22 protein-coding genes and 1 tRNA gene are annotated in these 24,329 nt (G+C 40.9%); 5 read left to right on the top strand and 18 right to left on the bottom strand.

Going from position 1 to position 24,329, the window contains the following annotated elements:
• Nucleotides 1–10: 10 nt before the first annotated feature.
• On the bottom strand, nt 11–2,269 hold the full coding sequence (gene pcrA, locus FC90_RS07270; RefSeq protein WP_057908583.1) for a DNA helicase PcrA: 2,259 nt from the start codon (nt 2,267–2,269) through the stop codon (nt 11–13).
• Between the two features lie 163 nt (nt 2,270–2,432).
• Between pcrA and FC90_RS07265 the strand changes: the two genes are divergently transcribed.
• Nucleotides 2,433–3,245 (top strand): HAD-IIB family hydrolase, encoded by an 813-nt coding sequence (locus tag FC90_RS07265; protein WP_057908582.1) that lies wholly within the window; start codon nt 2,433–2,435, stop codon nt 3,243–3,245.
• 4 nt (nt 3,246–3,249) lie between these two features.
• Complete coding sequence (locus FC90_RS07260; RefSeq protein WP_057908581.1) at nt 3,250–4,188, top strand: LacI family DNA-binding transcriptional regulator; 939 nt, start codon at nt 3,250–3,252, stop codon at nt 4,186–4,188.
• Between the two features lie 52 nt (nt 4,189–4,240).
• Here FC90_RS07260 and purB read toward each other — a convergent pair whose 3' ends face one another.
• From purB to FC90_RS07240, 4 genes are all read right to left on the bottom strand, one after another.
• A complete protein-coding gene (gene purB, locus FC90_RS07255; RefSeq protein ID WP_057908580.1) occupies nt 4,241–5,533 on the bottom strand; it encodes an adenylosuccinate lyase in 1,293 nt (430 codons plus the stop codon).
• Nucleotides 5,534–5,588: 55 nt separating this feature from the next.
• A complete protein-coding gene (locus tag FC90_RS07250; protein WP_226789474.1) occupies nt 5,589–6,725 on the bottom strand; it encodes an ATP-grasp domain-containing protein in 1,137 nt (378 codons plus the stop codon).
• A gap of 119 nt (nt 6,726–6,844) precedes the next feature.
• Complete coding sequence (locus tag FC90_RS07245) at nt 6,845–7,426, bottom strand: xanthine phosphoribosyltransferase (RefSeq protein ID WP_057908578.1); 582 nt, start codon at nt 7,424–7,426, stop codon at nt 6,845–6,847.
• Between the two features lie 168 nt (nt 7,427–7,594).
• Nucleotides 7,595–8,275: a glycoside hydrolase family 73 protein gene (locus FC90_RS07240; RefSeq protein ID WP_057908577.1), complete on the bottom strand. Its 681-nt coding sequence runs from the start codon at nt 8,273–8,275 to the stop codon at nt 7,595–7,597.
• Between the two features lie 146 nt (nt 8,276–8,421).
• Between FC90_RS07240 and FC90_RS07235 the strand changes: the two genes are divergently transcribed.
• The gene (locus tag FC90_RS07235) at nt 8,422–9,408 is read left to right on the top strand and encodes a Gfo/Idh/MocA family protein (RefSeq protein WP_057908576.1); all 987 of its coding nucleotides are present in this window, start codon (nt 8,422–8,424) and stop codon (nt 9,406–9,408) included.
• Nucleotides 9,409–9,538: 130 nt separating this feature from the next.
• Here FC90_RS07235 and FC90_RS07230 read toward each other — a convergent pair whose 3' ends face one another.
• Nucleotides 9,539–9,739 carry a cold-shock protein gene (locus FC90_RS07230; protein WP_004270163.1) on the bottom strand — a complete coding sequence of 67 codons (201 nt, stop codon included), beginning with the start codon at nt 9,737–9,739 and terminating at the stop codon, nt 9,539–9,541.
• 306 nt (nt 9,740–10,045) lie between these two features.
• Here FC90_RS07230 and FC90_RS07225 point away from each other — a divergent pair, with 306 nt between their 5' ends.
• Nucleotides 10,046–10,684: a hypothetical protein gene (locus FC90_RS07225; RefSeq protein WP_057908575.1), complete on the top strand. Its 639-nt coding sequence runs from the start codon at nt 10,046–10,048 to the stop codon at nt 10,682–10,684.
• Nucleotides 10,685–10,717: 33 nt separating this feature from the next.
• Here the strand turns inward: FC90_RS07225 and FC90_RS07220 are convergent, their stop codons facing one another.
• Nucleotides 10,718–11,317 carry an ECF transporter S component gene (locus FC90_RS07220; protein ID WP_057908574.1) on the bottom strand — a complete coding sequence of 200 codons (600 nt, stop codon included), beginning with the start codon at nt 11,315–11,317 and terminating at the stop codon, nt 10,718–10,720.
• 121 nt (nt 11,318–11,438) lie between these two features.
• A tRNA-Leu gene (locus tag FC90_RS07215) sits at nt 11,439–11,523 on the bottom strand.
• 91 nt (nt 11,524–11,614) lie between these two features.
• Between FC90_RS07215 and FC90_RS07210 the strand changes: the two genes are divergently transcribed.
• On the top strand, nt 11,615–12,079 hold the full coding sequence (locus FC90_RS07210) for a GNAT family N-acetyltransferase (protein WP_057908573.1): 465 nt from the start codon (nt 11,615–11,617) through the stop codon (nt 12,077–12,079).
• Between the two features lie 39 nt (nt 12,080–12,118).
• On the opposite strand, the gene FC90_RS07205 is transcribed toward FC90_RS07210, so the two are convergent.
• From FC90_RS07205 to FC90_RS07160, 10 genes are all read right to left on the bottom strand, one after another.
• Nucleotides 12,119–12,580, bottom strand: a complete 462-nt coding sequence (locus tag FC90_RS07205) for a SprT family protein (protein WP_057908572.1) — start codon at nt 12,578–12,580, stop codon at nt 12,119–12,121.
• Complete coding sequence (locus FC90_RS07200; protein ID WP_057908571.1) at nt 12,573–14,750, bottom strand: Tex family protein; 2,178 nt, start codon at nt 14,748–14,750, stop codon at nt 12,573–12,575. Before FC90_RS07200 ends, FC90_RS07205 begins: the two co-directional genes overlap by 8 nt.
• Before the next feature lie 67 nt (nt 14,751–14,817).
• Complete coding sequence (locus FC90_RS07195) at nt 14,818–15,252, bottom strand: hypothetical protein (RefSeq protein ID WP_057908570.1); 435 nt, start codon at nt 15,250–15,252, stop codon at nt 14,818–14,820.
• 193 nt (nt 15,253–15,445) lie between these two features.
• A complete protein-coding gene (locus FC90_RS07190; RefSeq protein ID WP_057908569.1) occupies nt 15,446–18,109 on the bottom strand; it encodes a cation-translocating P-type ATPase in 2,664 nt (887 codons plus the stop codon).
• A 246-nt stretch (nt 18,110–18,355) separates the two neighbouring features.
• On the bottom strand, nt 18,356–19,183 hold the full coding sequence (gene nadE, locus FC90_RS07185) for an ammonia-dependent NAD(+) synthetase (RefSeq protein ID WP_057908568.1): 828 nt from the start codon (nt 19,181–19,183) through the stop codon (nt 18,356–18,358).
• Between the two features lie 52 nt (nt 19,184–19,235).
• Nucleotides 19,236–20,714: a nicotinate phosphoribosyltransferase gene (locus tag FC90_RS07180; protein ID WP_057908567.1), complete on the bottom strand. Its 1,479-nt coding sequence runs from the start codon at nt 20,712–20,714 to the stop codon at nt 19,236–19,238.
• A 98-nt stretch (nt 20,715–20,812) separates the two neighbouring features.
• The gene (locus FC90_RS07175) at nt 20,813–21,616 is read right to left on the bottom strand and encodes a glycosyltransferase family 2 protein (RefSeq protein ID WP_164477411.1); all 804 of its coding nucleotides are present in this window, start codon (nt 21,614–21,616) and stop codon (nt 20,813–20,815) included.
• A gap of 9 nt (nt 21,617–21,625) precedes the next feature.
• Nucleotides 21,626–22,468 (bottom strand): dTDP-4-dehydrorhamnose reductase, encoded by an 843-nt coding sequence (gene rfbD / locus FC90_RS07170; RefSeq protein ID WP_057908565.1) that lies wholly within the window; start codon nt 22,466–22,468, stop codon nt 21,626–21,628.
• Nucleotides 22,469–22,494: 26 nt separating this feature from the next.
• Nucleotides 22,495–23,391 carry a glycosyltransferase family 2 protein gene (locus FC90_RS07165; RefSeq protein ID WP_057908564.1) on the bottom strand — a complete coding sequence of 299 codons (897 nt, stop codon included), beginning with the start codon at nt 23,389–23,391 and terminating at the stop codon, nt 22,495–22,497.
• 16 nt (nt 23,392–23,407) lie between these two features.
• On the bottom strand, nt 23,408–24,301 hold the full coding sequence (locus tag FC90_RS07160) for a glycosyltransferase family 2 protein (protein ID WP_057908563.1): 894 nt from the start codon (nt 24,299–24,301) through the stop codon (nt 23,408–23,410).
• Between the last annotated feature and the right edge of the window lie 28 nt (nt 24,302–24,329).

Raw genomic sequence — 24,329 nt, 5'->3', positions numbered from 1 at the left:
ATTGCCTTTGCTATTCAACTTTCTCAATTGGTGCGAAACTAGCTAATAATCGTTTAACGCCTTGTTCCTTAAAGGCAATGTCTAGTTCTTGGTCATTGCCAGTCCCATTGACCTTGACGACCGTTCCAATCCCCCATTTCTTGTGTTGGACCTTCTGACCAGCCGTCCAAGCCCCGCGATTTTCCCCACCAGTTGTATCGGCAATTTTATGACTTGTCGTAGTTTTATTGGCACTATACGTAGTTGCAGTGGCACGCGCATGCCGATTGCTCTTGCCAAATGGTAATTTATGTTCTGGAATACTCCCCGCATCACCATTGGCGTAATCCAATAGTCCATCATCAATTTCACCGACAAAGCGCGAGGCTTGATTACTTTGTTGGCGCCCATATAACATCCGTGAATAAGCATTCGTTAGGTATAACTTGCTTTCTGCTCGGGTAATCCCCACGTAAGCTAAGCGGCGTTCTTCTTCTAATTCATCTTCTTCAAGTAAGGCCCGGGATAATGGAAAAATGCCTTCTTCCATTCCCATTAAGAAAACGACTGGAAATTCGAGTCCTTTGGCAGCATGCAAAGTCATCATTGTCACTTCACTAGCTTCTTCTTCAACTGAGTCTAAATCAGATACCAGTGATAATTCGGCTAAGAAATCGACAAATAAATCACTATCATCTTCTTCTGGCTCGTAGTGTTCATCAAATTGTTTCGTTACTGAAAGTAATTCTTCAATGTTTTCTAAACGACTTTGTGCTTCGAGCGTATTTTCAGCTTCGAGCGCAGCTTTGTAACCAGTTTTATCCAATAATTGCTCTGTTAAATCGGTCACATTTAAAAATTCGCGCATCTTCGCTAAGTCACCAATTACGTTCCCGAAATCAATCAGCGTCTTACGACTCTTACTAGGAATCATTGATAGTTCCGCATTTTGCGCTGCTTCGAGTAATGACCATTGATGATCATCGGCAAACTGGGTTAATTTTTCAAGCGTCCCTGGGCCAATTCCCCGTTTAGGACTGTTAACCACCCGCTCAAAGCTCATTGAATCGGACGCATTAACGACCAATCGTAGGTAAGCCAAAATATCCTTGATTTCCTTACGATCGTAGAACTTGTGTCCTCCGACCATCTTATATGGCATGTTGGCTTTGACAAACGCTTCTTCAATTGACCGTGATTGAGCATTCGTCCGGTATAAAACGGCGAAGTCTCCGAATTTACGTTGGTTCTTTTGCATTTCTTCTTGAATCTTCGTGATGACAAATAGGGCTTCGTCGCGTTCACTTTGACCACGATAGTAAGTAATCGGTTGTCCTTCATTATTTTCAGTCCACAATTCCTTGGGCTTGCGGTATTGATTATTGTTAATCACCCCATTTGCGGCTTCTAGAATCGTCTTGGTTGAACGGTAATTTTGTTCCAACATAACGGATTTAGCATTGGGATAATCATGTTCGAAATTCATGATATTGTCCATGTTAGCCCCGCGCCAACCATAAATACTCTGATCAGCATCCCCGACAACACAAAGATTCTTGTATTTCGCGGCTAACATATTAACCAATGTATATTGGGCTTCATTGGTATCTTGATATTCATCAACGTGAATGTATTGAAACTTTTCTTGATAATGTTCAAGTGTCACTTGGTTTTCTTTAAATAAACGGATTGTCTGCATAATTAAATCATCAAAATCAAGTGCTTGGTTTTGTTGGAGCCGTTTTTGATATTCGGTATAACATTGTGCGACAATCTTTTCAAATGGTCCATTTGCGAGACCAGCATAGTCATTTGGCGTCTGTAGTTCATTTTTAGCATTACTAATCATCCCTAAAATTGCTTTAGGATCAAATTTTTTCGTATCAATGTTTAAATCACGACAAACATGGCGCATCAACGTCAATTGTTCAGCCGGATCGGCAATCGTAAACGCCCGGTTATAACCGATTTGCTCAATTTCACGGCGCAAAATCCGCACACAAAGGGCATGAAAGGTGGATACCCAAACATCTTGCGCTCCTTCGCCAAGTAAATTACCAACACGTTCACGCATTTCGCGGGCCGCTTTATTGGTAAACGTAATCGCAAGCACGCGCCACGGGAGTACATGCTTTTCTTCAATTAAATAAGCGACCCGATGTGTTAACACCCGGGTCTTCCCGCTACCGGCACCCGCCATAATTAAAAGTGGGCCCTCCGTTGTGAGCACCGCTTCTGCTTGCTTATCATTCATCCCTTGTAACAATTCTTTTTCAGACAAATTAGTCATCCTTCCGTCAATACGTCAGCCTATATTATACCAAACAAAATCAGTAGAAAAAAGCGAACATGACTTAGTAAAATGGATTCCACTTTTGTTAAGTCATGTCTCTTGACCTGGGACGCGTTTCATAAATTATACTCACAGTAATTCAAGAAAGGCGGTTTAAATCATGATTAACTATATTTTTTCTAATTTAGATGGCACCTTATTAAACCAGGATGGACAACTTTCCGAAAAAGATATCGCGGCGGTTAAAGCCTGTCCCTTACCAATCTCCCTAATTTCTGCACGCTCGCCACAAGCGATGCAACCAACAGTTGATCAACTATCCCTCACGACATTCCAAGTGGCCTTTAATGGTGGTCTAATATATCAACCCACCGACTTATTTCCCATGGTTTTAGCTGAAGCTCCGCTTGTTGCTCGATTAGTCGCTACGTTGCAAACTAACTTTACTGATATCAGCTTAAGTGCCTATGACTTACACCATTGGTACACTCAAAAAATCGATGCTGGAATTGAACATGCAGCCCAAAACACCAGTCAATTACCGACAATGTTTAATTTTGCCGAACAGCTACAAAATCCATTTATCAAAATTTTTAAAGTGCTCCTGATTCTGCCCGATACTAAACAATGTAAAATTGTTCAAGAATTCATCGCCCAGCTTCATTTACCTAGCATTTCGGTTCAACAGTCAGGTACACTATATTTAGAAATTACCAGCCAACAAGCCACTAAAGCAAACGCTTTGATGACTATCTTAAAAACAACTAGCGTCTCACTGGCAGACTGTGCTGCTTTTGGCGGTGATCAAAACGATCTATCGATGCTAGCAGCTGTTGGACATCCCATTGTGATGGGGAATGCAAGCGATCAAATTCAAGCAGCCGGTCAATTTATTACCAAAACCAACCAGCACAGTGGCTTCAGCTATGGTCTGAAAAAATACATTACCAAAATTAACCAAAAAGTAGGTTAGAATAATGGCAACTATTCGTGATATTGCGAGAAAAAGCGGCTATTCCGTTACTACCGTTTCTCGGGTTTTAAATCATCAAAAATATGTTTCGCCCGCTGCTAAGGCTGCAATTGAAGCGGTCATCGAGCAACTCGATTACGTGCCCAATAGCTTAGCTCGCGATTTGAGTTTCGGGCAGAATAAAAATATTGGCGTCGTTTTACCGCATAATGATCACCCTTATTTCAATCAGCTGCTAAACGGCATTATGGATGCTGCCTTTTCAAGCGGTTACCACATCGTATTACTCCCATCTGAGTACAACCAAACAATTGAATTAGATTATCTCGAACAATTAAAACGCAAAAACTTTACCGCACTAATTTTCGCCTCACATGGCCTGGCCTTGTCAGTTTTAGAGGACTACACGCGCTATGGCCAGATTGTTTGTTGTGAAAACCCCGGTCAACACCATATTTCAGCAGTTTATTCGCATCGTGAGCCTGCTTATTTAGCGGCGTTTAACTATCTTAAAATCCAACAAGTAACTCAAATGGGCCTTTTGTTGAGTCGTAATTCGGTGCAAAGTCCAACTTGGGTTGCTGTTACGACTGCTTATCAACAAGTCTTCAGCTGTCAACCTGATGCCAAATTAATGATTGGTGGAATGCGCTCGTTTGAAGACGGCTATCATGCTGCCAAACATCTAATTGCCCAGCAGCCAACACTTAATTGCTATTTTACAAATGGTGACGACATTGCTGCTGGCGTCCGCCAATACCATTTGGATCATCAACTAGCTCCACCGCTATTGATTGGCCAAGAGAAACAATTATCTAGCTTACTATTAAAAATACCAACGATTGATCATCACTTTTTTACTTTAGGGCAAAAAGCGTTTGCGGTCGCCCTTAGTAATCACCATCAAATTTGTCGTTTCGAATCAGAATTTATTTTGTGCTAAAAAAGCCATCTTAGCCTAAAAATTAGGTTAAGGTGGCTTTATGCTTGCATACTTATGCAAATACACGTGCAAAAATCGTTTGGACTTGGTTTAAGTGCCATTGATAATCAAAGGCATCATCTAAATCGGCTTTTGAGAGTTCACTTGTAATTTTCGGATCAGCTTCTAATAATTCACGAAAATCTTTTTGTGTATCCCAAGCCAACGCTGTTTTGGGTTGGACTAAATCATAAGCTGCCTCACGACTTAATCCGGCGTCAACTAATTTTAATAGGACCCGCTGACTGTAAATCAGACCGTGAGTAATATTCATATCAGCCCGCATTTTTTCAGGGAAAACCGTCAACGTCTGAATAATCCGTGTAAAACGATTCAAAATATAGTCTAATAAAATCGTCGTATCCGGTAGGATAATCCGTTCGGCTGAGCTGTGTGAAATATCGCGCTCATGCCATAATGACACGTCTTCCATCCCTGTAATCACGTGACCGCGAATGACACGGGCTAAGCCACTAACGTTTTCAGAACTGATTGGATTCCGTTTATGCGGCATCGCTGAAGACCCTTTTTGTCCTTTGGCAAAAAATTCTTCCACTTCGCGTACTTCTGTCCGCTGTAAGTGACGAATTTCAGTAGCAAAATGTTCAATTGACGTCGCGATGACTGCCATCGTATTGATGTAATCGGCGTGTAAATCCCGTGGGAGCACTTGTGTTGAAATGTCTTGTGCCCGTATGCCTAAGTGTTCGGTAACATACGCTTCAATTTCAGGTGGGATGTTGGCAAAGGTTCCCACTGCTCCACTAATTTTACCGGCCTCAACGCCCTTAGCAGCTCGTTCAAACCGGGCTTGATTCCGTTTCATTTCAGCATACCAAGTGGCCAATTTTAATCCAAAAGTCGTGGGCTCAGCGTGCACCCCATGTGTTCGGCCAATCATCACTGTATTTTGATATTCATAAGCTTTTTCTTTTAAGACTGCCATAAACTCAGCGATATCCGCTCGAATTAAATCATTTGCCTGTTTTAGGATATAACCTTGTGCTGTATCAACCACGTCCGTTGATGTCAGCCCATAATGTACCCATTTTTTTTCGTCCGCTAAAGATTCTGAAACGGCCCGCGTAAAGGCAACAACATCATGGTGAGTGATTGCTTCTAATCGATTGACCTCAGCTAAATCAAAGCGCGCATGCTGACGGATTTTTTGCGCATCGGCAAGCGGAATATCGCCTAACTGCGCCCATGCTTCTACGGTGAGAATTTCCACTTCTAACCATGCTTGGTATCGATTTTCTGTAGTCCAAATTGTGCCCATTTCAGGACGTGTATAACGTTCTAGCATAAATTTCTCCTCCACAATAACACCGATTGAGCGCTGCTATCTATCAAAAATAATTTTAATACAAGTCCGCTGCTTCAAAATTAGCAATCAACGGCTGAATCGTTTGCCCGGTGGCAGTCACCAATCCAATTTGTTGATCCGCCGTCACTGTGTGCAAATTGAAATACCAATCTGGTTTAATCTTCATCTGTGTTTGAATTAGTGACCGTTGTCTTTCTTGAACCCCTAGCATCATTCCGGCACTATTAAGACGTGCCGGGCCGACTGCCAATTGACAGATAACTTTTAAATGGTATTCATATTGTGAAAAATTCAACGTGTGTGATAAAACATCACCAGTTGCATGCGGCGTTGGAATAATCCGTTTAACATAAATATTCATATCCGGTGTCAAAAAGAATTCTACGCCAAAAACACCAATATAATCTAACTTATCTCCAATTAAATGGGCTAAGCGATTTATTTCAGTTGCTACATCCTGATTAATACGGGCAGGGACAAGTGACATTTTCAGGCGATGATCGTCAAATTCATTTTCGATGACTGGCAGTGTCACAATTTGCCCTGTTTTACACTTGACGACCATCACTGATAACTCTTGTGCGTCTGGAATCCATGATTCCAAGATATATGTCCCTAATTTCAACGAAGCAGCATCTTTTTCAAGATCACTTGGTTGTTGAATAAAACGTTGGTACTGCTTACCATAGCCCTTTTGGATTGGCTTTAAAATACATGGATATCCAATCGATTCGATTGCTTGATAAATATCATCGACATCCACAATAGTTGCAAACGGCGGAATATTAATATTCAAATCATTTAAAAAGACCTTTTCTAAGTAACGGTCTTGTGTCACGGAGAGCACGTTGCTCCCTTGTGGCAAATAGTACTGTTGTGCGAGTTGCTCAAGAAGCGCTTCATCTAAGAGTTCATTCGTATAGGTCAGCACTTGACTAACTTCACCAAGTTGGCTTAATTTTTGATAGTCATTTAACTCACCGTCAATCTGACAATCAATTAAGCTCGTAAAAGCGGTATTTTGGATCTGCGGTGTCACAATTGCAGCTACTCGATAGCCCATTTCCTTTGCTTTGAGTGCCAACATGTAAGCCCGCTGATCATTTCCAATAATTCCGATAGTTTGTCCTGGATAAATAACTGGCATTACTTTACCTGCTTTCTTGTTCATCAAACTAGATGTCTTTATTATAACGAATTTAAACGCGCTCTGCCGAATAACTTCAACCCAGATTAAGTAAAAATTTTAGTTAAAAAAAGAGTACCTCTCAGCACTCTACTAAATAATAATTATTTATTTTCATCTAAAAAAATAACTTGGCCATTTTCAAAAGCCGCAATCCGCGCTAGAGATTCAACTTGAATCCCACGTTGATCCAGTAATGCACGGCCTTTTTGGAAAGTTTTCTCGATGACAATCCCGACCCCTTCAAGTTGCGCTCCAGCCGCATCAATGATTGATAATAAGCCTTCGACTGCTTGTCCGTTTGCCAAAAAATCGTCGATCACTAACACACGATCATCAGCACTCAAAAACTTTTTCGAAATTGAAATATGATTATTCACTTTCTTCGTGTATGAATAAACCGTTGCACTGTACATATTATCTTGTAACGTTAAACTCTTGTGCTTTCTTGCAAAAACAACGGGAACGTGAAATGCCAGGCCAGCAAATACTGCGGGTGCAATTCCTGATGATTCAACCGTTAGGATCTTAGTAATCTGTTTATCTTGAAATAATCGTTGAAATTCTTCACCCATAGCTGCCATTAAATCAGGATCCACTTGGTGATTTAAGAAGTTATCAACCTTCAATACGTCTTGACCTAATACTTGACCATCTTTTTTAATGCGTTCCTCTAATAATCGCACGCTGAGCTCTCCTTTATTAATCGTTGCATCTATCACTAGTTGCACTAGTTTCTAGCAACAATATTTTCTGAAATTGAATTAAAAATAGATTAACATAAATAATAGCGTTCAACAACCTAGTAGCCAGTTATTCTATGCGTTAAAGCGCCCCCGTTTCTTCAACCACCCTTATTGATCATATTGATTCAAATGGTAGGTCTTAACCAGTTCAATCAGCTTCGCTGGATAATCTGGGTCAGTCGCATAGCCGTCTTGCTGTAGAGCGTGGGCCGCTTGTACATAATTGGTGGCCGCAATCACATGCGTATATTGGGTCCGATTCCAAGAGGTCCCATAGGCGAATAATTGTACATGATCAAGCATCGATTCTTGATAATTATTGTAAACTCTAAAGCGTGCAGTGGTCGTAACCCACTGACCATTTAAATATTCTTTAGTCGTCATTTCTTTCGTGTTAGCTTCATGGTCCCCTTTAATACCAAAATAATTATGGTATTGTGCCGCTAATGAGCTCTTGCCCCAATCACTCTCTAAAATAGCCTGCGCTAGGGTAATACTTGGCAGCACGTGATACTTTGTTTGCAGTTCTTGTGCATAAGGGACCATTTGCTTAATAAACGCCTGTTTCTTTGCTTGACGTGATTTTTGCTCCTGACGAGCCTGATTGGCCAATTCTTGTTGTGCCTTTTGACCATTATATTGAACCAACAAAACTAATCCGATGCCCAAAATAAATAGACTTACTAATACCACTACTAACCAATCAGTTGGGTGGCCTTTTTGCTTAGTAAAATAGTAACTCGCTTTTCGTTTACGTCTTGTCGTTTTACGTTTACGTTTTTTTGCCAATCCTCTGCCTCACCTTTACTCAGATCTCTCTTATATTGTACACAAATTCATTCAGAACACCAATCATTGATTTACATTTTCTATTTAAACCGCTTCTTGTTATAATAATGAGTGTAACCGATTACGCTAATAAAGGACTGATTTAATTGACAACGCTTAACTGGGGAATTATTGGCTTGGGCAACATCGCCAATAGTTTCGCGACTTATTTTAACCAACCCGACGGCCGTATTTATGGGGCCGCCTCCCGATCACTCGATAAGGCACAGACCTTCGCTGATCAATACAACATCCCCCATGCTTTCGGGAGTTATGCTGAATTGCTCGCCGATGACCATATCGACATCGTCTACATTGCAACCCCACACAATTACCACTTCGAAAGTATTATAGCTAGCCTCGAAGCTGGTAAGCATGTCTTCTGTGAAAAAGCAATAACAATGAATCGACGCCAGCTGAATGCCGCTAAAGCTTTAGCAGCAAAAAAAAATTTGGTGTTGGCTGAAGCAATGACCATCTATCATATGCCGTTATTTACCGAGATTGAGCATCAGCAAGTGGCACAACAATTAGGGGCTTTAAAATCAATTCAGGTCTCTTTTGGTAGCTATAAAGAACTTGATTCAAGCAACCGTTTCTTCAGTCCAGCTTTGGCTGGTGGTGCCATGCTTGATATCGGCGTTTACGCGCTTTCGTTTGCGCGCCGGATGATGACGGCTAAACCAGAACTCATTGCTACTCAATGGGTGCCTTCAGAATCTGGCGTTGATCAACAATCAACCTTACTTTTGAATAACGCTCATCACGAGATGGTAACTGTCACGTTAAATATTCATGCAAAAATGCCTAAACAAGGTGTTTTAGTTTATGAAAATGGCTATATCACTGTCGATGACTACCCACGGCCTGACAAGGCGACGCTAACATTTCCAAACGGTCGTGTGACAACAATTGCAGCTGGCGACGCGACAAATGCGATGAACTATGAACTGCATGATTTCCAAGAAATTGTCCGTGGCCATCAGCCTAACGATACGCTTGAATTATCGAGCGATGTGATGGATATTATGTCCGCTGCGCGTGCCGAATGGGGTTTTGTTTATCCATTTGAAAAACGTTCTGACCTTAATTAATAATGTTTTACAAAAGGACGCGATTAAATTTAATCGCGTCCTTTTTGATATAACGTAAGCAGTTCGATGACACAAAAAAAGGAGTCACAACAAAAGTAATTTCGTTGTGACTCCTAGGTTAATTTTAAAATTAGTTTTTGTTTACGTTAACAGCTTGTGGGCCACGATCGCTTTCTTCGATATCGAAAGAAACGCTTTGACCTTCTTCAAGAGTCTTGTAGCCTTCACCTTGGATAGCTGAGAAATGTACGAATACATCACTACCATCTTCGCGAGTTACAAAGCCGTAACCTTTTTCTGCGTTAAACCATTTTACAGTTCCGTTTTCCATGAGAAAAATCCTCCTTGTGTCTAATGACACATTATAAATTTGTGTATTTCTGGTGGTCCGATGGAGAAAGTTCTGTAGGAAACATTCGTACCGCAACCATTCAAAAAGTACAAACATAGTGTAACACAGGCGACAACGATTGGCAACCTTTTAAGCAAAAAATAAACCGTTTTCTATCACGGACAATCAACATTTATCATTTTTAAAAGTGAATTATCATTTAACTAACTATGACCTAAATAATTTGGCTTTTGGGCTTAACTACGCTAAGATAACAATATAACTTTTTATTGGAGTGCCTTGCCTATGTTTAAATTATTGAAATGCCTCTTCCCAATTATGCTCATCGGAATTATCCTATCTGCTTGCCAAAAGCCGCTGGATACTAAACACCAACTCCAAACCGATATGCAAACCGTCTTACAAGCAACTAAGCGCCAACAAGTAGCCCTCTCAACTCTAGAAACAATCGGTGATCCCGTTCCTGATAACTATCTTACACTGCAAAAGAAACATCCCAATCAAAATCTTTTAACAGTTGAGGGATCTAAGATTGCGACAACCGCAACAAAACGGTCAGCCGCTTTTCAAGATATTAAGACACAACAAACGCTTTTAAAGCCCGTAATCAAGCGCCTAATTATGATTTCTGAGCAAGAGAATAATGAATTACCGATTGAACAAATCAAAGATTTAAATCAGAGCTTAAAAATCTCAACCCTCGATTATACGACGTTGTCGACCTTCTACGACGCAGCAACAACGGCTGAAGATAAGTTTTACACTGACCATACCGATGCTGACGTTGATCAAGAGACCTTAAAATCACCAATCAATCGTTTAAATCAATACTATAGCTCGGTTTATCAGCAGGCTGAAATTGCTAAAGTCAATATGAACACCGTCGCCGCAAATGCTAAGAAGATTCAAAAACAGCTCAATTAAAAAAGATTATCCTTTTTATCGGATAATCTTTTTTTATCGACTCCGTTTAAATCGCAACAGAGGTGTTGCAACCAATGGTGTGACAATCGCAGCTAAAACAGCTTCCATCACAGCATTCAGGGCAACAAAGCCCAACATAACCATAATTAAATGTGTCGGATCAGTATGATACATTCCAGCTGCTTGATGGCCATAAAGGACGCGCGTTAAAAGAATCACTAAGACCGTATTCGCCAAGGCGCCGAACACGCCAGCAAACACCATCGCGCCAGTTTTACGAATTTTTGTCTGATATAAATGCTCAAAGGTATACCCAGCTATCATCCCGGCCATCACACGTGGTAAAATTGCAATAATCGGATTTTGGAAAATTAAAAGTGATAATGGATCACCCGGTGAGGTATAAGCTCTAAATAAGGCAATGATCCCCCAGATTAAGCCCAAAATGGTTCCTTGGCGTGTACCTAGAATCACAGCTCCAATAATGACTGTTAAATGAATCGTAGTGACGGCCGGTAATCCTGGAATAATATTAATATAGCCGACCATCGGAATAAAACTTTGAATAATTAGAAATGCGGTCAAAATCGCCATAATACTAATGGTATAAGCTGATGAATTTTTATGTGTCATCTGAATTGACTCCTAAATTGAATTTATTGCTCATTATAGCGATTTACTGTCGTAGTTTCAATCATTAGCACCAAGCCACAAAAAAAGGTAACCCCAACTGGAATTACCAAACTGTTATCTATGCGGGTGAGAAGACTCGAACTTCCACCGGGAAAACTCCCGACAAGATCCTTAATCTTGCGCGTCTGCCATTCCGCCACACCCGCGTAACTTGCTTTATCGCTTTAAGCCACGTACATTAGTATAAGAGAAACCATGAATGAAGTCAATTAAAAATTTTACTTTGGAGACGATTACATGCCCATTATCCATGCTAAGCTAACTGATATTAGCAAATTAACCACCCTTTATCAACAATTAACAGCTGAAATGCATACGCTACAACCCACTAATTACCAAACTACTTACACGCCCGAGTTCTTCGAGTGGCAACAAATGATAACCGACCCACTTCAAGCCATCTTTGTCCATCGAAACAAAGATCAGCAAATCGATGCCTTTTGTCATATTACAACAGCCCAAACAAGTCCCTTGCCCTTATTTATCGCACATCGTTTTGCTTATCTCACGACACTGTATGTTGCCCCAGCAGCACGGCGGCATCAGGTAGCCTCCGCACTGCTAATACATGCTAAACAGTGGCAACAGACGCAGGCACTTGATTATTTAGAACTAACCGTCCTAGGGAATAACACTGCGGCATTAGCACTCTACCATAAACTTGGCTACACCACTCAGAATCAAACTTTACGATCCAACTAAAAAACGGGCCACACCTAAACATAAGTGTGACCCGTTTTTTCATTGAACTTGTGTAGTTTGATACATGAGTCGCCCATGACATCGCCGACAAACATAGCGGGCGGTATTAATGCGACGGCGACGCGGATAGACCTGTCCACAGTCTGAACACTGATAAATCACAATTTTACTCGGTTTAGTTGCCTTTGGGACAGCTGGCGCATAACGTGCGCCGCCGACTTGTGCCAGTAATTGTTTAAAATCTGCGTCTCGATGACGATAACCACGATGCAACAAATGTAGATGATAATGACAAAGTTCATGCTTAATCACACCTTCTAGGGTCTGCGCATCATGTTCCGTCAACATCTTCGGATTAATATCAATATGATGATCCTGTAGATGATAGCGACCACCTGTCGTTTTTAAGCGCCGATTGAAATTCGCCTGATGCATAAATGGCCGGTTAAAAAACTGTAACGAAAGTTTTTGAATCAGAACGGTTAGTGCTTGGTCAGTCATTAGTCCTGGGTGCTCTCATTGTTAATTGAACCCGTTCACGCGCTTGATCAACACTCATTACCCAAACTTGCACAACGTCACCAACTGCAACTTCGTCAGACGGGTGCTTAACAAAGTGGTTCGCAAGTTGGGAAATGTGTACCAATCCATCGTGCTTAACACCAATATCGACGAAGGCCCCGAAATCAATCACATTCCGGACCGTACCTTCTAATGCCATATTCGGTTTCAAATCCGCCAAGGTTAAGACGTCATGGCGTAATAATGGCGCCGTCATCTGATCCCGTAAATCACGACCTGGTTTTTGCAAACTGTTTAAGATATCGGTAATGGTTTCAACCCCCACCTCTAATTCAGCTGCTAAAGCCGATACTTGCACTTTAGCAATTGCCGTCTTCAAGGCGTCGCTTCCTAAAGCATCAACTGTTAGCCCAAACGATTTCAAAATCGCTTTAGCAGTTGGATAACTTTCCGGATGAATGTCAGTATTATCGAGTGGATTCTCCCCGTTGATAATCCGTAAGAATCCAACCGACTGCTCATAGGCTTTAGGCCCTAAGCGTGGTACTTTTTTCAAAGCACTCCGCTTTTGGTAAAGACCATTTTCATTACGATATTGCACAATGTTTTGGGCAGTAGTTGCTGATAACCCGGAGATATGTTGTAAAAGCTGAGGGCTAGCCGTGTTCAGATTGACCCCTACACTATTAACGACGTCTTCAATCACGGTATCCAGTTGCACTGTAAGTTCTTTTTGCGCAACATCGTGTTGATATTGACCAACCCCCACTGCTTGCGGATCAATCTTAATTAATTCGGCCAATGGGTCTTGCAAACGGCGAGCAATACTAATCGCACTCCGTTCTTCAACATGTAAGTTGGGAAATTCTGCCCGCGCTGCATCACTTGCAGAATAAACAGAAGCGCCCGCTTCATTGACAATCACATAAAAAATTTCCCGGGAAATAGCTTTCAAACAATTGGCTACGAATTCTTCTGATTCACGACTAGCAGTTCCATTACCGATTGCAATCATTTCGACTTGATATTTCGCTAAGAACGCCGTAAATTCACTCGCTGCGGCTGCCCGTTTATCGGCATTAGCTGGTTTATGGGGGTAAATGACTAACTTATCTAAGAATTTCCCAGTCCCATCGACAACGGCTAATTTACAGCCCGTCCGGTAGGCAGGATCAAACCCCAATACGACTTTCCCCTTTAATGGTGGTTGCAATAAGAGATGCTTTAGGTTATCACCAAACACACTAATCGCTTGTTGATCAGCCTTTTCCTTTAATTGCTTTCGTAATTCACGTTCAATGGCGGGACCAATGAATCGTTTGTAGGCATCTTCAACGGCAGTTTTGACAATTGCCGTTGATGCAGAATCTGTCCCATGCAACAGATCTTGGCTAATTCGATTGGTAATCACTTGATCGTCGACCATCATTTTAACTTTCAAAATACCTTCGTTTTCGCCACGATTAATTGCTAAATATTGATGTTGTGCTACCTTCGTTAAATCGGCAGTGAAATCATAATAGATTTGATAGACTTGCTTTTCATCGGCTGCTTCGTCTTTAACCTGACTAACTAACTGACCATTTTGCCAAGTATATTGGCGCACCCAATTTCGATATTTGGCTGTCTCACTGATATTTTCCGCTAAAATTTCGTGAACTCCAGCTAAAACAGCTTCTGTGTCATTAATTTTTTGCTCAGGATTAAGATAAGCTTCAGCTTTTGCCAATAGTGCCTTTTCAGTTAAATTAGGCAAGCCGGCAATGAATTGAGCAAAGGGGGTTAAACCGGCTTCTTTAGCGATGGTTGCTTTGGTCCGTCGTTTTTGTTTATAGGGTAAGTACAAATCCTCTAAGGCTTGCAGTTGCGTTGCCGTTTCAATTTGTTGTTGGAGTTTGGGGGTTAATTTTTCTTGCTCAGCGATATTTTTAAGAATATCGGTTTTACGTTTTTCGAGCGTCGTTAAGTATTGGAAGGTGCTTTCGATTTCACGAATTTGAACTTCGTCTAAGCTTCCCGTTCGCTCTTTTCGATACCGTGCGACAAACGGGACGGTATTCCCTTCTTCTAAAAGACCCAACGTTGCTTTAATTTGTTGTGGTCGATATTGTGCAAGTTTTTGAATAACGAGTGTTTGAATATCAGGCATTTAAGTGAACTCCTTTGGCTTCAATCTAAAAAACAGTCCCCCGACTTGGGAACTGTCAACTTTCGCCCTAAGCGATTCTTGAAATATTTTGGATGTATTTAGAAATCCGTTCCGTTGCTTTGTCTTGATTCATTTCTGAAGCGGCAAAAGCTTGCATATCAACCGTTTGATCATCGTGCATGCTTGTAATGAGATCTTCACAGCCTTGAATAAAATCAGCATAAGCCCCGATTAAACGTTGATTGTTCCCCATCAAGCGAGCAGGCGCAATGATAGTTTTGAATTGGGCTAAAAATTCGTGATATTGATCAACCCCGTCTCTGAAGATTTGCGCTGTTTTTTGGTAATCTTGTTCGCTCATTTCGGCTAACTTACCATCAGCAACGGCTGTTTTTAAAGGGGTGAAATACTTACTCATCCCTTCTTGTACTTTTTCAGTATTATCGATTAAATCATTGACTGCTTGACCATATTTGGCAAGCTTTTGTTGCGTTTTATTCATGTCAATCCTCCTAGTTTCCTATGGTTTAGTATACTAATTTCCCAATCGGCTTGCAAGCTTGCTTTTAAACCAAATTCATTAGAACTCAGTTTTAAAAAAAACATTTCACCACAATTTAATCGTTAAATAGAAAAAGCCACCAACAATCATTTTTTGTCGATGACTTTTCTATTTTAAATAAGCCTTTAAAAGATTATTTAGCCATTCTCCGTTGGAAAAATTTCACAATTTCAACAATCACAATCAATGAGAATGAGGCTGCTAAGACAATGCCCCATTGATAAATATCAAGGTGTGTCACGTGGAATAGGCCGTTTAGGCCAGGTACCATAATTGTTGCGGCTAGCAGGAGGAATGAAGCTAAGACAGCCCAATTGAAGGCTTTGTTCTTGAAAAAGCCAACCGTTAAGATTGATTGGTGAACGGACTTCACGTTAAACGCGTGGAAGAGTTGAATCATCCCTAACGTGGCATAGGCCATCGTTAAGGCATCAGCATGTGCTAAGCCACTTGCCTGGTGCACAGGGTACGTAATCGCCAAGGCGTAAACGCCAAGCGTAATCCCACCTTCTAAGAGACCTTGATAGACAATCGCTTGGAACACACCGCCGGAGAAGAAGTTTGACTTCCGTCCACGTGGTTTTTGATTCATAATCCCCGGTTCAGTTGGTTCAACGCCCAGCGCAATCGCTGGAAATGTGTCCGTCACTAAGTTAATCCACAAAATATGCACAGGTTGGAGAATTTGCCAACCTAAAATCGTCATCATAAATAAGGTTAATACTTCACCTAAATTAGCCGACAATAAATATTGAATGGATTTTTGAATGTTGGCAAAGACTTTACGACCTTCTTTAACAGCCACGACAATTGTTGAGAAGTTATCATCGGCAAGCACCATATCACTGGCGCCCTTCGATACTTCCGTCCCGGTAATTCCCATCCCAATCCCGATATCTGCGGACTTCAAGGCCGGCGCATCATTAACCCCATCCCCGGTCATTGCAACCACTTTACCGTGTTTTTGCCAAGCTTTGACAATTCGCACTTTGTGTTCGGGGGCAACCCGTGCATAAACTGCGTACTGACTGACTTTTTTAGCAAAAGTCTCATCATCCATCTGATCGAGTTCCGCCCCGGTCACAACGGCCGCATCGGCATCTTGTTCTGGGGTAATAATCCCTAACCGAAGGGCAATCGCTTCCGCGGTGTCGCGATGATCCCCAGTAATCATCAACGTCCGAATCCCCGCTGAATGAGCATCCGTCACGGCTTGTTTAGCTTCTGGTCGTTCTGGATCAATCATCCCGACTAAACCAGCAAAGATTAAATCATTTTCAATCGTCGGATCAATGGTTGTTGGTAATGTAGCTAATGGTTTATATGCTAATGCCAAGACACGCAATGCTTGTTTGGCTAAGTCGTGATTCGTCTTGAGCAAGAATTGGCGTTCAGCTTCGTCTAGCCGTTGTACGTCACCATTGGCATCAATAAAGTGGCTTACCCGTTTCAGTAATTCATCTGGAGCCCCCTTGGTTGCCATCAATAATTGGCCATCCTTGGCTTGATGAATGGTCGTCATCAGTTTTCGTTCTGAATCAAATGGTACTTCACCTACGCGTGGTTCTGCTGCTAGCGCATCTTGAATGACGAAGCCTTTATCACGGCCATAAGCAATTAAAGCTGTTTCGGTTGGATCACCAATTAGCTGGCCATCTTCTGTGATTTTCGTATCATTGGCGAGATTCATAATGCTCAAAGCTAAATCATCGCTTGCCAAGTCAGCCGATGCTTCTTGCAATTGATTATTTGTAAAAATCTTTTCAACCGTCATTTGGTTCATGGTTAACGTCCCTGTTTTGTCGGACGCAATAATGTCGGTACTTCCAAGGGTTTCCACCGCGGGCAATTTCCGCACCAATGCGTTTCGTTTAACCATCTTCTGGGTCCCGAGGGCTAAAATAACCGTCACAATTGCTGGTAATCCTTCAGGAATCGCAGCAACTGCTAATGAAATTGCAGTTAATAACATATTAATTGGTGATTGCGCGTGTCGCAAATAGCCAACCACAAACACAACGGCCGCAATGATTAAAATCATAATCGTTAAACTCTTACCAAGTTGGCTTAAGTTCATTTGTAATGGCGTTGTTGTTTCACCAGCTTGATTTAACATCCCAGCAATTTTACCAACCTCAGTTTGCATCCCAGTGCCCGTCACAACCCCGACACCACGACCGTAAGTCACATTACTATTCATAAACGCCATGTTGGTGCGATCGCCAATCCCACTTTCAGGATCGGTTAGCGTTGCAACTGTCTTGTCGACTGGTACCGATTCACCTGTCAAAGCTGATTCTTCAATCTTCAAGGCAGCTGATTCTAACAAGCGTAAATCGGCTGGGACAATATCGCCCGCCTCTAGCAACACGATATCGCCGACAACCAAGTCTTCACTCTTGATTTTAACAATCTGGCCGTTACGGCGCACATGTGCGTCTGGGGTCGCCATCTCTTTTAAAGCATCAATGGCTTGTTCTGCTTTGGCTTCTTGAAAAACACCAAAAACAGCATTCAAGATGACAACGGCGAGAATAATAATCGCATCGGGCCATTCATGGGCTAAGAAACCAGCAATCATCGCCGCTACTAATAAGACGATAATCATGAAATCTTTAAACTGCTCTAAAAAACGAACGAATAAACTTTTTCGTTTAGTCTCAGTCAACTGATTACGCCCGTATTTAGCGAGTCGTTCAGCGACTTGGTCTTGCGTTAGCCCATCAGTCGTCGTGGCTAAACGCTTTAAAGCCTCATCTGTTGATTGTGTAAAGAATGAACTTGGTTGATCTGTCATTATCGTGCCTCCTATAGATAGATTTCGGGGTAAAAAAAGAGACTTATCGAGAATTCAAAGAATCCCCCATAAGTCTCACTAATTAAGATAACACCAGAATATTACCTTGTTGGTGGCGTTATCGCAGACAAGCTGCTAGTTACTCCCTTATCGTTAAGCTAATTATAAGGTATAGACAATCTAAAACGCAAGCAAAAGATTATTAATAACTCTCATTAAAACCTCGCCGAAAATATTAGCAATTATCTATCGCCAAAACTCGTCAAAAATCGTAATTGGTAAATGCCGTTTGTGTGCTGTCTTTTGATACCAATTTTCGATCTTGACCGCAGCTTCTTCTGCTACTTCACGACCTTCTAAATAATCATCAATCTGATCATAGGTCACACCAAGTGCCAATTCATCTGGCAATGCTGGGCGGTCTTCTTCAAGGTCCGCCGTTGGAATCTTCTCATACAAATGTTTAGGCGCTCTTAATTCCGCTAACATCGCCTTACCTTGACGTTTATCTAATCTGAAAATCGGCACGAGGTCCGCACCACCATCACCGAACTTTGTGTAAAAGCCGGTAACTGACTCAGCAGAATGATCCGTTCCTAAAACCGCACCCTTCGTTTCACCAGCGATGCCATATTGCGCAATCATCCGTACCCGCGCCTTAATATTGCCCTTATTAAAGTCACTGACTGCCACTTCAGTTGCTGCAAGTGCTTGGACCATCGCATCTACTGATGCTTTAATATTCACGCGGTGTACTTGATCCGCTTGCATGAAATCAATAGCAGCCATTGCATCCGATTCATCTGCTTGTTCACCATAAGGTAATCGAACCGCAATGAATTGATAACTGTCATCGCCCGTTTCAGCACGCATCTCGCGGACTGCTTGTTCAGCCAAAGCGCCGACTAATGTCGAATCTTGCCCCCCAGAAATGCCAAGTACATAGGTTTTTAGAAAGGAATTCTTCTTTAAATAATCCTTCAAGAAATCAACCGACCGCCGAATTTCTTTTTTCGGATCGATTGTGGGTTGGGTCTTTAAGGCTGCGATAATTTCAGCTTGTAAGGGTCTCATGATTAAATACCGCCTCTTTTTATTGTTAAATTGTTACCAAAATGTTCAACAGCTAACCGTTGAATGAACCACTCTGATTTTGGACTTCTTCTTTGACCCTTCTGATTTGGGCCATCTTATGGTCCCATGTACGCTGGGAAAGATCGACTGGATAATCTTGGGGATTCAAGTCACGCTTATATTCATCCCAGAGTGAATCAAGATTCTCTGCACAAAATTTCTTAATCGCACCAAGTTCTGGTAAATTATAAACTCGTTCACCATTTTCAAAGATTGTCCGTAAAATAGGTCGCGCATTAAAGTCGGTCACAGTTTTATTGATGTAAGTATAATTGGGATGGAACATATAGATTGAATCTTGTTCCAAAGGGTCTTCATCCCAGAGTGTGATGTAATCCCCCTCCGATTTACCATCGACCTTTTTAGTAATCCGCCAAACTTGTTTACGACCAGGTGTCGAAACTTTCTCAACGTTGCTTGAAAGTTTAATCGTATCAACCATCTTACCGTCACTATTTTCAATCGATACTAGTTTATAAACAGCCCCTAAAGCTGGCTGATCATACGCCGTAATGAGTTTAGTTCCCACACCCCAGACATCAATCTTTGCTTCTTGCATCTTCAAATTTTGAATTGTTTTCTCGTCTAAGTCATTTGAAGCGTAAACTTTGGCATCTGTAAAACCTGCTTCATCCAGTTGTTGACGAACCCGTTTTGAAATGTACGCCATATCACCACTGTCGATTCGAACTCCTTGGAAGTTAATCTTATTCCCGAATTCCTTGGCAACCCGAATCGCACTGGGTACCCCACTTTTAAGGGTATCATAGGTATCCACTAAGAAAACGCAATCGTGGTGTGTTTCGGCATAAGCCCGAAAAGCTTCATAATCATTGCGATAGACCTGCACCAACGAATGAGCATGCGTCCCGCTTGCTGGAATACCAAAAATTTTTGAAGCCCGGACATTACTCGTGGCATCAAAGCCACCGATATAAGCTGCCCGCGTTCCCCACAGTGCAGCATCCATTTCTTGAGCCCGTCGCGTTCCAAATTCTAAAACAGGATCCTTGCCCACGACCGATTTAATGCGTGCTGCTTTGGTCGCAATCAGTGTTTGATAGTTGACAATGTTCAATAGCGCGGTTTCAACTAACTGGCACTGCGCTAATGGGCCCTCAATTTGTAAAATAGGTTCACTTCCAAACACCAATTCGCCCTCAACAGCTGAACGAATCGTCAAGTCAAAATCTAAATTAGCTAAATAATCGAGAAAATCAGCTGGGTAGCCAATTTCATCCCGTAAATAAGCAATATCGCTTTCCGTGAAGTGCAAATTTTCTAAATAGCTAACAATGTGTTCTAAGCCAGCAAATATCGCATAGCCATTTTCAAATGGTAATTTCCTAAAATAACATTCAAAAACCGCTGTACGATTGTGTAGATCCTTTTTAAAATAAGTAAGCATCATATTTAACTGATATAAGTCAGTGTGTAATAAAAGACTATCATCAGGATATAATTTTGGCATGTCAGGCTCCTAATTAGAAATATATTTGGTATAACTATATCATAAAATAAAACAAGCAATCAAAAAAAGACAGTTAAAAACTGTCTTTTTTGTATGCATTAGAAGAAACGCCAACCCCATTTATTAAAATACTGGGCCATCGATTTCAAAAAAATCTTAAAGCCCTTCAAGCTCCGGTGTGAAGCCATCCCGTAAAAATGCGTTACTTCGGCGTCTGGTACATATAAAATCGTATGACCGCTTTGATTAATTCGATCACAAAGATCATTATCTTCGAAATACATAAAGAAGCGCTCATCAAAACCATCAATAGCGCGAATCACATCCGTTCGCGTAAACATAAACGCGCCAGACCCGTATTGAATCACTTGTCGTTGATCCGTTAAATCTCGACATTCGTAAGTTGTTAAGCGTTTCTCAAAAAGCTTCTTAACCCACTTAAAAGGTACAAAGCGTAACATGTAATCGAACACGTCTAGCTTTCGCCGAACTAAATGTTGCGTTGTCCCATCCGGCCCAACGATCTTCGGCGTCAACATCCCTAGGCTATCGTTAGCATCTTGCTCTGCAAGAATCCGATACATTTGTTCAAAAGCATTTGCATTCAAAATGATATCCGGATTACAAATTAGAAAATAATCAGATTCTGCCAGCTTCAGGTTGGCATTATGCCCATGACCAAATCCACGATTTTCTTGGCCTTCAATGATTTCAACATTATCTGTAGCATAGGCTTTTAATTGCGCCAAATATTCAGGTGTTGAACCATTATCATGCACCAATACTTTGACCGGGTATTGCTCCAAGACGGTTGCCTTGATACTATCTAACGTCTTAAAGACGTATTGACTATTATAGGTCACAATACTAATCGTCACCGTTTTATCCAGATTATTACTCATCATCTCATCCTAATCAATTTTTGCCATAAATTTTTGTAATGCCACTTGCCATGTTGGTACTTCAAAACCAGTTGCCTTAATTTTTGTCAAATCCATAATGGAGTGTCTTGGCCGGAATGCTTTTTGAGGGTATTCATCTGACGTCACAGGACTGACTGTCACGGCTTTATCCTTCAAAATTTCACTAGCGAATTCATACCATGTACATGAATTATCGTTTGATAATTGATACAAGCCATAAGGTACGTTGTTTTGCACAGCGTATAACATGAATTCAGCCAATGTTCGCGTCCATGTTGGGCGTCCGACTTGGTCACTGACAACTGTAAGTTGAGCGTGTGTTTTTGCTAGATTTAACATGGTGTAAACAAAGTTCTTCCCGTATTCTCCAAAGACCCATGACGTCCGAATAATGTAATATTTACTCATGGTGTTCGCAACAGCTTCTTCACCGGCTAATTTAGTCCGCCCATATTCGTTCTTAGGTGCCGCTGGTGTTTCTTCTGTATACATTTGGTCGTTCGTCCCATCGAAGACATAATCGGTACTGATATAAATTAAAGTTGCTCCCACTGCTTCAGCAGCTGTGGCGATATTTTGAGTACCAACCACGTTTACTTTATAATTAATCGATTTACCAGGTTCTTCTTCAGCCGCATCAACAGCCGTATAAGCTGCACAATGATAAACAATTTCAGGTTGATTTTCTTCAAAATAGCGATTAACTGTAGCGGCATCTGTAATGTCTAAATCAGCACTATCAGTCCCAACATAGTCGATTTGTTTTTCATCTAAAAGATGCCGTAATTCAGTCCCTAATTGACCATTAGCACCGGTGATTAAAATTTTCATAGTAACTGCCTTCTATCTTTTAAGTTTTATCCTTGATAAGTTTGTTTTTCTAAAATGCCGTTAACGCCTTGATCTGTTTTTTGCCGAACAATAGGTATCATAAATAATACCTTCGCCACCTTGTTCAGACGCATAAAATATTTAGTCGCTTCATCATATTGATTATTCGTAATCTTGCCTAAATGGACCAAGCTATTTAGCATTAGCATCTTTTTAACGTCTGTTTTCAATAACATGCCACTTGATATTGGATATTTCTGGCGAATGATACCCCGGATTAAAATTTCATAATATAACATACGACTGGTGTCGTTCATCGTATTTTCGCCAGTTACATGCACCCGAGCCCCAATTTCTGACGTCATTGTAACACCCGACATGTTGTTTTTAAATAAATCCACCCAATACAACCAGTCTTCATCAAAATCAATCGTTCTATCAAAGCGAATTGGATTTTTTCGAAAAATAAGCGTATTAATTGGGAATATATTATGAATCATTAATTCAATATCATTACTCGTATCGGGAATTCGCTTGATAGACCCTTTATTGGTCATATATTCAATTCCCGTCCCATATGCAAAGCAATCAGCATGACTTTCTAAAAAATTGACTGCCGTTTTAATTTTATGAGGTAACAACTCATCATCTGCATCCAAAAATTGGATAAATTCCCCGTTGGCCTGGTCCAATCCTACGTTGCGAGCATTGCTTCGCCCCTTTTTAGTTAATTTTACTAACTTAACGCGTTTATCAGCTTTGCACAAGTTTTCAATAATTTGAACGGACTGATCCACAGAGCCGTTATCAATCGCTAATACTTCTAGCGATTGATAAGTTTGGTTTAAACATGATCGAATCGCCCTCTCAACTGTCTTTTCACCGTTATAAACGGGGATAATAACACTTACGTTAGGTTTCACTTCAAACCTCCCCTCGTTATTTCTGTAAATATTGATACCGATTTATCCCTGTGATGCCATCCCAAAAATAACGGAAGAATCGGCCACCGTGCTTTTTAAATAGCAATGATTTAAAACAAAAACCAATAAAATAAGTTAAAAAAATCATCCTATTCTTGAAGGAACCATTTCGATTTACAAAAATAACTAAATTACGATACATAAAGTACTCGGATAAGCCACTAATTTGGTTAATTGTATGTGAACCCTTGTGATAAACGGTTGCTTCTGTCACACAAGCAATTTGGTATCCAGCTTGTTTTACTTTAGCACACCACTCATTCTCTTCATAAAATAAGAAATAATCTTCAGGAATTAACCCAACTTGATCAATCACTTTGCTTCGAACTAACATACAAGCGCCACCAACGTAATCACAACTAATCACTTCAGAAACAACTTCGCTTACAGGCCGGTTCTTATTCAACTCGGTTGCGCGACCAAAATTCATATTAACAATAGAACCTGTTGATTGAACTAAATTTCGATTATCAAAATCACAAATTTTAGGCCCCACAATTCCTAAATCAGGGTTTTCAATCATCTTTGTTACTAAAATATCTAGAAAATTTGGATCCACTTCAACATCGTTGTTTAAAATACAAAAATAATCCGTTTCTTGACTCTGCATTTCCCTAATACCTAAATTATTACCGGCCGCATATCCTTTATTAATCGGTGCTTCAATAAAAATTTCTGAGGGCAATAAAGCAGCCTTAATCTGACTAATGGAATCATCCGTCGAATGATTATCAATAATGATTATCTGAAAGTTATCATAATTGGTGGTGCGGATATTTTGCAAGCAACTGATTGTATCTGTTGGGTTGTTATAATTTAAAACAATGACAGCAACTCTCGGTTTAATCATCATCACGACCTTTATCTAAATTAAGCTG

It is taken from the genome of Latilactobacillus graminis DSM 20719, assembly GCF_001436415.1.
Classification (GTDB): domain Bacteria; phylum Bacillota; class Bacilli; order Lactobacillales; family Lactobacillaceae; genus Latilactobacillus; species Latilactobacillus graminis.
The sequence above is the reverse complement of the archived record's forward strand: the minus strand, read 5'-3'. Positions and strand labels throughout refer to the sequence as shown.

Coding starts and splice junctions, on each gene's coding strand:
- FC90_RS07230 (WP_004270163.1), bottom strand. CDS start 9,739: ATGGAAAACGGAACTGTAAAATGGTTTAACGCAGAAAAAGGTTACGGC.
- purB (WP_057908580.1), bottom strand. CDS start 5,533: ATGCTAGAACGTTATACACGTCCTGAAATGGGCACAATTTGGACTACA.
- pcrA (WP_057908583.1), bottom strand. CDS start 2,269: ATGACTAATTTGTCTGAAAAAGAATTGTTACAAGGGATGAATGATAAG.
- FC90_RS07210 (WP_057908573.1), top strand. CDS start 11,615: ATGCCCATTATCCATGCTAAGCTAACTGATATTAGCAAATTAACCACC.
- FC90_RS07175 (WP_164477411.1), bottom strand. CDS start 21,616: ATGAGTAATAATCTGGATAAAACGGTGACGATTAGTATTGTGACCTAT.
- FC90_RS07180 (WP_057908567.1), bottom strand. CDS start 20,714: ATGCCAAAATTATATCCTGATGATAGTCTTTTATTACACACTGACTTA.
- FC90_RS07220 (WP_057908574.1), bottom strand. CDS start 11,317: ATGACACATAAAAATTCATCAGCTTATACCATTAGTATTATGGCGATT.
- nadE (WP_057908568.1), bottom strand. CDS start 19,183: ATGAGACCCTTACAAGCTGAAATTATCGCAGCCTTAAAGACCCAACCC.
- FC90_RS07260 (WP_057908581.1), top strand. CDS start 3,250: ATGGCAACTATTCGTGATATTGCGAGAAAAAGCGGCTATTCCGTTACT.
- FC90_RS07250 (WP_226789474.1), bottom strand. CDS start 6,725: ATGAACAAGAAAGCAGGTAAAGTAATGCCAGTTATTTATCCAGGACAA.
- FC90_RS07205 (WP_057908572.1), bottom strand. CDS start 12,580: ATGACTGACCAAGCACTAACCGTTCTGATTCAAAAACTTTCGTTACAG.
- FC90_RS07225 (WP_057908575.1), top strand. CDS start 10,046: ATGTTTAAATTATTGAAATGCCTCTTCCCAATTATGCTCATCGGAATT.
- FC90_RS07160 (WP_057908563.1), bottom strand. CDS start 24,301: ATGATTAAACCGAGAGTTGCTGTCATTGTTTTAAATTATAACAACCCA.
- rfbD (WP_057908565.1), bottom strand. CDS start 22,468: ATGAAAATTTTAATCACCGGTGCTAATGGTCAATTAGGGACTGAATTA.
- FC90_RS07190 (WP_057908569.1), bottom strand. CDS start 18,109: ATGACAGATCAACCAAGTTCATTCTTTACACAATCAACAGATGAGGCT.
- FC90_RS07265 (WP_057908582.1), top strand. CDS start 2,433: ATGATTAACTATATTTTTTCTAATTTAGATGGCACCTTATTAAACCAG.
- FC90_RS07195 (WP_057908570.1), bottom strand. CDS start 15,252: ATGAATAAAACGCAACAAAAGCTTGCCAAATATGGTCAAGCAGTCAAT.
- FC90_RS07200 (WP_057908571.1), bottom strand. CDS start 14,750: ATGCCTGATATTCAAACACTCGTTATTCAAAAACTTGCACAATATCGA.